This window comes from Pseudoalteromonas sp. S1608, from assembly GCF_005887265.1.
Classification (GTDB): Bacteria; Pseudomonadota; Gammaproteobacteria; order Enterobacterales; family Alteromonadaceae; genus Pseudoalteromonas; species Pseudoalteromonas undina.
This window is the reverse complement of the sequence record NZ_PNDK01000040.1, coordinates 54,539-64,004: the sequence shown is the minus strand read 5'-3', so window position 1 is coordinate 64,004 and position 9,466 is coordinate 54,539. Positions and strand designations below refer to the sequence as shown.

Here is a 9,466-nt window from a genome sequence, read left to right as displayed (position 1 = left end):
CCCGTCGGGGTTAATTTGGAGCCCTTTAAAGTTATGGTGTAGTTCACTTCTCTAAAAGCGCAGCGCCTCTTTGCCCTCTTTGTGCATAATTCACTAAACCCTATTTGAACACAGAGAAGCGAATGAGGAGTAAATGAGAAGCCATATAAGTTTTGGTTTAATTTACTTCTCTAAAAGCGTAGCGTCTGTTTGCCCTCTTTGTGCGTTAATCACTTAAAACCTGCTTAAAGACAGGAGTCAATAACCTTTCAACATGCCGTTATCTAAGCTAATGCGGTTACTAGCTTGCCTTTTTCATGTGTTGGTTGCATTGCCATTCGCTCCGTGCCTTTTTCGAATTCTTGCTCTAACATTTTTTGTAATTCAGCAATCTGCTCTTTTATGGCATCTACATCAACCCCTTCCTCTCCTAGTCCTTCTGCCAAGGCTTCTATTGCTGCTTTTAACTCAGCTATAGTTTCTTTATCGACACCTAAACGTTGATAAATTAATGCCTCTTGGGCATTTTCTAAAAAGCTTTTGTCTTCTGGTTTAGCGATAAAATTAGGGGTTGCTTGGTTTTCAGCGGTACTTGTTGTTGCCGCAGCGGCAGATGTTGGCAGAACGCCACTCGTTTTTGCCACTTTGTTAACGGGATTATTGTAACTACTATATTGATTTTTAAAGGTTATTGAAGTCATTGGCTCAAATCCATTTTTGCTTTAATCGTTATATTCTTTAACTGAAATAACTTAAGCAACTTTGATACCAGTTAATATTTGATTGTCTCTAAGGCTTATTTTTATTTCAAATTAAGCCCTCTTAACTCATTTCGCACCCACTTCTCATCTAAATACAGCTCTAAGTGTTGCTCAGCAAACTTTAAAAAGCTGCGTGCAGCGTGTGATATATGTCGGTCTGTACGCACCACAAAATACCAATGGCTAGCTAAAGAGGTGTCGGTAACATTAAGCACTTTAAAGCTATTATCACCTTTAGGCAGCACATGCTGAGAAAGCACCGCAATCCCCATACCTGAAGCTACCGCCACTCTAATGGCTTCATTACTGGCCATTTGCACACTGTCACTTAATACCAACCCTCTACTTTGCAGCTCGCTTTCAAATAACATGCGAGTGGCGGAGCCTGTTTCACGCAATAAAAAACGATACGGAACTAAATCAGCCAGTTTAAGTGCGGTTTTATCGGCTAATGGATGATTTAGTGGCACTATAAACACTAAAGGGTTATGTAGAAATCTAGCAGCCTGGGCATGCTCTAAAGATGGCGGGTGACTAAATACATAAATATCGTCTTCTCCGCGTTCAAAGCGTGCTAAAACGGCTGAACGATTACCTATTTCAAGTGGTAGCTCTACATGCGGATGTTCATTACTGTATGGGCCTAACAACTTAGGTAAAATATATTGGGCAGTATTAACCATAGCAATTTTACATCGTCCACGTTCACCCCCTTTTAGCTCCGTTAAGTAATCCTGGTAATCTTCAAAATGACCAAAAACCTGTTGGCAAGTCCTAAATAAGGCCATACCAGCTTCGGTTATTTGCAACTTTTGTTGCTGCATAATTATTAACGGTTCACCTACCGCTTCTTGTAAGCGTTTAATTTGTAAAGAAACCGTAGGCTGAGTCAAATGAAGTCCACGAGCGGTTTCGCTTATAGAGCCGGTTTTTACTACACTCATAAATACTTCAAGTAGTCGGAAGGAAAGTTGCCTTATATTCATACGCACCTCATAGGTTTTTATCTATAGGATGTTATCATTCATTTTATTATTTGCTATATAAAGATTTACCTATAATAGCGCCGCTTAACAAATCAAATTAGTAATAAAGAGGAGAACAGCGTGCCTGATATTGTAGTAATGTTTTTTATTTTAGGATTAGCAGCGGGTATCCTTCGCTCTGATTTAGCTATTCCCAAAGCGACGTATGACACTCTCAGCTTACTACTCATGCTTACCATAGGTCTAAAAGGTGGCATGGTTCTGCATGGCAATTTAAGTTGGCAATTACTCCCAGAAATGGCCTCGGTTATGTTACTTGGTGGGCTTATTCCACTCACTTTATACCCTATTTTAAAACACGTTGTTAAGCTAAGCGTAGCGAATAGCGCCAGCATTGCTGCCCACTATGGTTCGGTTAGTGCTGGTACATTTGCGGTAGCATTAGCGTATGCCGAATCGGCTAAATTAGAAGTGGGCGCAGAAGTTACCTTGTACCTAGTTATGCTTGAGTTACCAGCCATTATTGTAGGTTTACTGTTGTATCGTAAGCTCGACAAAGCACACAGCGAAAACACCAACTTATCGTTAAAAGCACTGTGGCACGAAACGCTTACCAATAAGAGTGTGATTTTGCTCGTTGGCGGTGTAATTATCGGTATGATGTATGGCACCCAACAGGGTAGCCAAGTTACGAGTTTACTTACCAGTAGCTTTAAAGTAGTGCTGGCGCTATTTTTACTCGAAATGGGCTTGGTAGCTGCACAAACGCTTCGCCCTTTTCCTTGGCAGCAATGGAAACTGGCTGCCTTCGCCATTATTACGCCGTTATTTTTAGGCACCATTGGCGTTATGGTTGGCACCTTGCTAAATTTAGAATTAGGTTCAGTGGTTATTCTGGGCAGCTTAGTAGCGAGTGCTTCTTACATTGCCGCACCTGCTGCTGTAAAAGCCGCTATTCCCAAAGCGGATATTGGTCTTGCCATGCTTAGCTCGTTAGGTGTCACCTTTCCATTTAATGTTATTGTTGGGATTGGTTTGTATCATCAACTTGCCGTTGCCATAAGTTGAATATAACGCACTAAAAAAGCCCAAAGTGGGCTTTTTTGGTTTTATAAGCAGTATTATTTTATTTAAAACAACGCTTAAAAATACAACAATTTTAAAACAATAAAGCTAACTTACTTATACAAAAAAATAGCATGTAAGCGTTTAATTTACGTAAAAAAACATTTTGAATACTATTTTCATTTAGCAATTAAAAAACTCTTTACTTCGTTGTCAAATCAGCCTAAATTCGCCGCAAAATTAACCTCCTTAAAATAATTGCTTTATCTACCTCCCCTAAAACCAGCAATTATTTAACCTCTTTTCGGAACAATCTAATGGTGGAAGTTACCGCTGATAGTAAATCAAATAACCCGCTAGCGCCGGTTATTGGCTTATCGTTTTTTGCTATTGCATCAGGCTTTTTAATGAGCTTGATCCCGTTATCGCTCAATGCTTTTAACATCAATCTTGATTTAGCTCCATGGCTTGCCAGTGTCTTTTATTTAGGCTTATTGATTGGTGCTTTATGTATAGAGCGCGTAGTGGTAAAAATCGGTCATAGGTTGGCTTTCATCGGGTTTTTAGCTTTATTAATTATTAGTGTTATCGCCCAGCTGATCAGCCCAACGGCCACTATGTGGTTAATAGCACGCTTTGTGGCTGGTATGGCAGTTGCTGGCGTATTTGTAGTGGTAGAATCATGGTTATTAATGGCTAACACCGCAAAAGCGCGAGCTAAGCGCTTAGGGTTATATATGACTTCCTTATACGGTGGCAGCGCAGTAGGTCAACTTGCCATTAAACCATTAGGAACGACAGATGCTGTGCCCTATTTATTTGTTATTGCTTTATTAGCTGTTGCGATTTTAGCGCCACTCTTAATTACCCGAGGACAACCTGATACGCAAAACTTACAAAAGCTACCCCTTAAAGAGCTAAAAACCCTCAGCCGCCCTGCTATTTTAGGCTGTTTAGTGTCGGGGTTATTACTAGGCCCTATTTATGGATTATTACCGGTTTATATAGCCGCACAAACTGATCAAGCTCAATATACCGGCTTACTTATGGCGGTGATTATTTTAGGTGGCATGTTAGTTCAGCCTTTAGTGAGCTATTTATCAACCCGCATTATTAAAAGCTTATTAATGGCTATTTTTTGCTTTATTGGTACCGCCAGTGTGGTGGGTATTTTACATGCTAATAACTTTGCGGCCCTAGTAAGTAGTTATTTTATATTAGGTGCATGCAGTTTTGCGCTTTACCCGATTGCCATTACTCTGGCGTGTGACTCATTGCCTATGGCAAAAATAGTCTCAGCTACCGAAATAATGCTATTAAGTTACAGTGTGGGCTCGGTTCTTGGGCCGCTAATGGCTACCTATTTTTCAGATGAAAGCCATGGTGTGCTTATTTACTTAGGTGGCTGCTTAATTACTACCTGTATTTACATGCTTATAAAAAGTATGAAAAAAATCCCCACAGGTAACACCCCCGTTGCCGGCTAGCTAATGCAAAAAGCCGCTTAATGCTGGTTACGGTATTAAGCGGTTTACGCTTGAGTAACCTCTTTAGTAACCGCTTTATTTTTTAACTCAAATACTTCAATTTTATGCTCGTTTATGAGTTCATCAACAAAGCAGCTGCGATTATTATCATCAGTTATTATGTACACTTTATGTTTAGCGCGAGTGAGCGCCACATAAAATAAGCGACGCTCTTCACTGTATGCGTAATTATCTTTTGCGGGTAATAATGCCTCTAAAATTTGAGGCGTTGGCTTAGTGCTTGGAAATCCAAACGCTCCGCCATTCATTGCTAATATAATGACATAATCGGCTTCTTTGCCTTTTGAGCCATGAAACGTATCACACTCAATATGCAATGCTGAAAACTCTTGCTGTAAAGCACTTATATCGGCCTGTGAAGGTAACTGAAATCGAAATCGTGCAAGTAAATATACCGTGGTAGACTTGCCAGAATGTCCCTTAATCCCCTTTAGTAAATGCTTAATTGCGCCATTGTTTAGCTCCGCTATTTTGCTGTTTATAGCTGAGCCACTATTTAGCGTTTTTAGCACGCTAACAGCGGGCTTACTCACCTTTGCAACTGATTGAATGTCTTTAGCTAACTGCGCTGGGTTTTTCATAATAAAACCTGCGGCAACAACTCCAATTTTATTATTAAAGCGAAAGGTCCTATCTAATAGAGTTTGTGTTGTAAAACCAAAATGTGCGGCAAACTCGGTAGTAAGCCGCATATCTGCACCACTAAAACGGTAAATAGCTTGCCAATCGTCTCCTACTGCAAACAGTGAACTATTAGATTTACTATCGCGCAGTGCTTTTACAAGTGTAGCTCGCAGCGGTGATATATCTTGAAATTCATCCACCATGATATAACGCCAAGGCGATGTAAACTTTTTAGTGTTTACATAATCGAGGGCTTTAATGATCATATCGTCGAAATCTATTTCGCCCTGTGTGCGTAAATAATGGTTATAGTTGGCTAATAACGGCTTTAATAATTTCCAGGCTTGCTGTATCTGCTTTGAATCGCTCTCAAGTGTTATATTTGCGGTTTTATACACGCTGATTAATTGGCTAAATAAGGTAGCTAACTTGGTTAAATGACCGCCAGATTTTATCTCTTTTAAAAGCGCTATATGATTAGGCTTTGCAGGACTAAATTTAAACTCGCCTTTAACGTCATTAAGAGTGTTATTTATATAATTTACCAGTGCTTTAGCATATTGTGGTTTAGCATTGGCAAGCGATTCAAAACATCCTTCAACCCATTTTATTTTAGCTTTTTCGTTTTCAGCGAGTTTAGATATTTTAGGTGGCTTGCCCTCAACCTCGCTAATAATGGTTAAGCCGACGCTGTGAAATGTGGCCGCTTTAATGGACTCAGTGCCCAGCTTTTGTTTAATTCGTTCATCCATTTCGCAAGCGGCTTGCTTACCATAGGCGAGTAATAAAATATCGTTGTAATTAGCCTGCCCACTATTAACCAAATAGCCCGCTCTGGCCACCAACACACTGGTTTTTCCTGTACCAGCACCTGCTAGCACTAAATTATTATCGTCATCTATTATGCAAGCTCGGCGTTGTTGCTCAGTGAGTGGATTTGTTTCAACACAACTAAAAAAATCGTTATAGCGCTTTAATTGTGATTGAGTGTATTTATGTTGAAAAAAACGCGTGAGTGAATCGCTCCACTGGCTGTATTGCTCAAGCAATTTTATTTGTGTGCTGACTGTTGCTAAAACATCGCTACTTTTTATCCAAGGTAGCCAGCGTTTATATTGTTCATCTACTCGTTTTTTTATATCAGCCACATATGATTGGCGCAAAAACTGAGTGTGAGCAAATTGGTTTATTTCACTCAACACCTCATTAAGCACAGCAATATTGCTTTTAACCCATAACATATCAGTATGCGCTTTAAATGCCCTATTGCTGCCATATGCCCTCATCCAAATACGATACTGTTTAGAGTCGGTATTAAAGCGCAGTGTTTGCCCAAGCACACCATACTCATAGCGAATGGGCGACGTTAAATTACACCAACTCAATGTGGTTGTTTGTGTTTTATTGCTGAATACTAAACCTTGTGGGTTTATGTCGACAAAGCGATGCGGGGTAAAGATACGGCCAAATACACTAGCCTGAATAGAATTCATTAACAGCAGAATTCCTTTATAAAAATGAACCAATTAGCCGTATTTTAAGGGAATATGCCTTGCAAGGATAATAAAACCAATAAAAATTAGCCGTAATGTTTACACGAATTTTATAGCGTATAAAAAACACCCAATTAATTTACCCACCTGCTTGGCATAAACACCACTATGTGACTAATATCTACTCTAGATACAGTAAGATAACAAGGATTGAAACATGCGAATAAATTCAATTAGAACCAAAGTCATTTTGCCAATTGCTTTTTTAGCATTGATCCTTGCAGGCTTGCTAGTTGCCATAGCTTCAATTACTTACATACAAGACAACGCTATGAAAAGGCAAACTGAAACCTTTTTTGAAGCTGTTACTGTTATTCTCAATGCCGACAGAGACATATATCAAGCACGTATTGCACTTGAAAATTTACTCAGCGCCACTGGTGATAGTGAGAAGAATAAAGCAGAGTTTTTAGAAAACGCAGAGCAAGTAAAAGATCGCTTTAAAAAATACTTAATTTATTTAAAAGATGAAGAGGCATTACTAGCAAAGCATGATTCATTTTCCAACTTTATGCCTTTGTATAATGAATGGGTAAATCATAGTAAAACACTCATTGATACCAACCACTCGCAAGGTAAAATGCAAAGTGATTTAAATAAATCTGAACCTGAATTTATAAAAATACGCGAAATGATGGATCAGGCAGGTGAAGAGCTTCGCGCTTATACTAATAAACAACAGCAAGATAAAGTGGGGGCTGAGCGTTTAGGGCGTTATGTAGAAGCCATTTCAGAGATACTAAATGCCGATAGAGATATATACCAAGCTCGGCTTGCAAAACAAAAAATAGTAAACCAACACGGTGATTTAGCACAAAATCAAAAAATATTTGAAGAAAACGCAGCCCAAGTTATTCGTCGTTTTCATAGTTACCGTAGTTATTTAATTGACGAGCCGCAGCTAACACAAAAATATGCCAACTTCGATCAGCTTTACCAGCAATGGTATGAGCAAAGCAAAGCCTTGATTTACTCAACTCCTGCAAAGCAAGTCGCTTTAATTGATAATAATTTAGCAAAAGCTGATAAAAGCTTTAACGAATTAAGAAATATACTTGATATTGCAGGAGAAGAAGCACGCACGCATGCCAGAGCTGTAAAACAAGACGTACAACAAAGCATTCAACTTTTTGAAAAAATTGTTTTTATTGTGATTATTATTGCCTTTATTGTCGCTTTAGGTGTGGGCTATTACATTCCGAAAAAGCTAACCGATAATATCAATAATATTACCCTTCGTATTAAAGAAATAGCCGCTGGCGATGGCGATTTAACCCAACGTATTAACACTACATCACACGACGAATTAGCTGATTTAAGTAATGAATTTGATAACTTCTTGAGCCATTTACAAACAATAATAAAAAATATTCAGCAGCAATCAAGCCAACTTGGTGCAGTAACGGGTGATTTAAATGATGTATCTGATACCGCGATGGAAGTAACCCAAAAACTTGCTAATGCCTCTGAGTCAATAGTCAGTGCGGGTCATGAAATGGACATGGCCAATCAACAAATGGCAGAGCTTGCAAAAAATACCGCACAGGAAGCCGATATATCTAGCGAGCAGGTAAAGCAAGGTGTTCAAGCTATTGATGTGTCTAGCAAAGCGATTGAAGATTTAGCTAACGATATTAAGTCTGCATTAGCGAATTCGGTTGAACTAGAAAGTAGCTCTACCGATATAACCTCCGTTCTTGAGGTAATACGTAATATTGCAGAGCAAACAAACTTATTAGCTTTAAATGCAGCGATTGAAGCCGCTAGAGCCGGCGAGCAAGGCCGTGGATTTGCAGTGGTAGCTGATGAGGTAAGAACGCTTGCCACACGAACTCAACAAAGCACAGACGAAATTGATACCATGATCCAACGCTTAAATGACAATGTTAAAGCGTCGTCTGATTCAATCAAAAATAGCCAAACTAATGCCAATACCACCTTAACCAACTTTGACTCAGTAATTACCATTTTTAATAGCCTGACCCACGCATTTGAAAAAGTGCAGCAAATGTCGGCCGAAACCGCACAAGCTACACAAGAGCAGTCACATGTGGCTAACGAAATAAATCGAAATTTAGTGTCATTAAAAGAGCAATCTGCACAAATGAAACAAATTTCAACGCAAACCACGCAACAATCTAAAAATGTATCGGCTTTATATAAGCAAATGAAATCGCAAGTGGAAAGCTTTAAAGTATGAACAAGTAACAATTACAAAGTTAAGCGCACGTAAATTGCGCTTAACTTTTGCTATCGATAATAATCAATTCACACTCAGTGGTTGCCGTTAAAGTGATGGTTTTAGTCTGTGTAACTTCTGCGCCATCACCTTTACTCATGTTAACTGAGGCTGACTCATCGCTAATAATAAACTCTCCTGCCGATGCTAATACATAGGCTTGATGATCAATCGGCTGTTTTATTAATGTGCCTTTTGCCAGCTTACCACCATAAATACGCGCCTGCTGATTAATAAACAGTGCACTATCGGCATCTTTTGGATAACCTGAAACCAGTAAGCTAAGGCTGCTTGCAGCTTGCGTAGGAAACTTTTTACTTTCCCAACGCGGCTCAACATTATGTTGATTACTCTGAATCCAAATTTGATAAAACGTTAGTGGTTCATCTGTTAGGTTATATTCTGAGTGGGTAATGCCGGTGCCTGCACTCATCACCTGCACCTCACCTTGCTCAGTGATCCCTTTGTTGCCCATACTATCTTGATGAGTAATGGCACCACTACGGATAAAACTAATAATTTCCATATTTCTATGTGGGTGCGCACCAAACCCCATACCTGGGGCTACCCAGTCATCATTAACTACACGCAAAGTGCCAAATCCCATACGCGCAGGATTATAGTAATTCGCAAAACTAAAATGGTGCTTTGACTTAAGCCAACCATGATCAGCATTGCCTAAGCTATTTTTTGGGTAATGAGTAAGCATATT

General features: G+C 39.3%; 7 protein-coding genes. 3 read left to right on the top strand and 4 right to left on the bottom strand.

Going from position 1 to position 9,466, the window contains the following annotated elements; genetic code table 11:
* Positions 1–263 precede the first annotated feature (263 nt).
* The gene (locus CWB75_RS15330) at positions 264–680 is read right to left on the bottom strand and encodes a hypothetical protein (protein WP_138571113.1); all 417 of its coding nucleotides are present in this window, start codon (positions 678–680) and stop codon (positions 264–266) included.
* A gap of 101 nt (positions 681–781) precedes the next feature.
* Positions 782–1,726, bottom strand: coding sequence for a LysR family transcriptional regulator (locus CWB75_RS15325; protein WP_138571112.1), 945 nt, complete (start codon positions 1,724–1,726; stop codon positions 782–784).
* Between the two features lie 120 nt (positions 1,727–1,846).
* Here CWB75_RS15325 and CWB75_RS15320 point away from each other — a divergent pair, with 120 nt between their 5' ends.
* Together CWB75_RS15320 and CWB75_RS15315 are read left to right on the top strand one after the other, a co-directional pair.
* The gene (locus CWB75_RS15320; protein ID WP_055012602.1) at positions 1,847–2,794 is read left to right on the top strand and encodes a sodium-dependent bicarbonate transport family permease; all 948 of its coding nucleotides are present in this window, start codon (positions 1,847–1,849) and stop codon (positions 2,792–2,794) included.
* Between the two features lie 314 nt (positions 2,795–3,108).
* Positions 3,109–4,278 (top strand): MFS transporter, encoded by a 1,170-nt coding sequence (locus CWB75_RS15315; protein WP_138571111.1) that lies wholly within the window; start codon positions 3,109–3,111, stop codon positions 4,276–4,278.
* Positions 4,279–4,322: 44 nt separating this feature from the next.
* Here CWB75_RS15315 and helD read toward each other — a convergent pair whose 3' ends face one another.
* The gene (helD, locus tag CWB75_RS15310; protein WP_138571110.1) at positions 4,323–6,455 is read right to left on the bottom strand and encodes a DNA helicase IV; all 2,133 of its coding nucleotides are present in this window, start codon (positions 6,453–6,455) and stop codon (positions 4,323–4,325) included.
* A gap of 217 nt (positions 6,456–6,672) precedes the next feature.
* Between helD and CWB75_RS15305 the strand changes: the two genes are divergently transcribed.
* Positions 6,673–8,715 carry a methyl-accepting chemotaxis protein gene (locus CWB75_RS15305; RefSeq protein ID WP_138571109.1) on the top strand — a complete coding sequence of 681 codons (2,043 nt, stop codon included), beginning with the start codon at positions 6,673–6,675 and terminating at the stop codon, positions 8,713–8,715.
* 40 nt (positions 8,716–8,755) lie between these two features.
* Here the strand turns inward: CWB75_RS15305 and CWB75_RS15300 are convergent, their stop codons facing one another.
* Entirely contained in the window at positions 8,756–9,463 is a 708-nt protein-coding gene (locus CWB75_RS15300) for a pirin family protein (RefSeq protein ID WP_138571108.1), read from the bottom strand.
* Positions 9,464–9,466 lie beyond the last annotated feature (3 nt).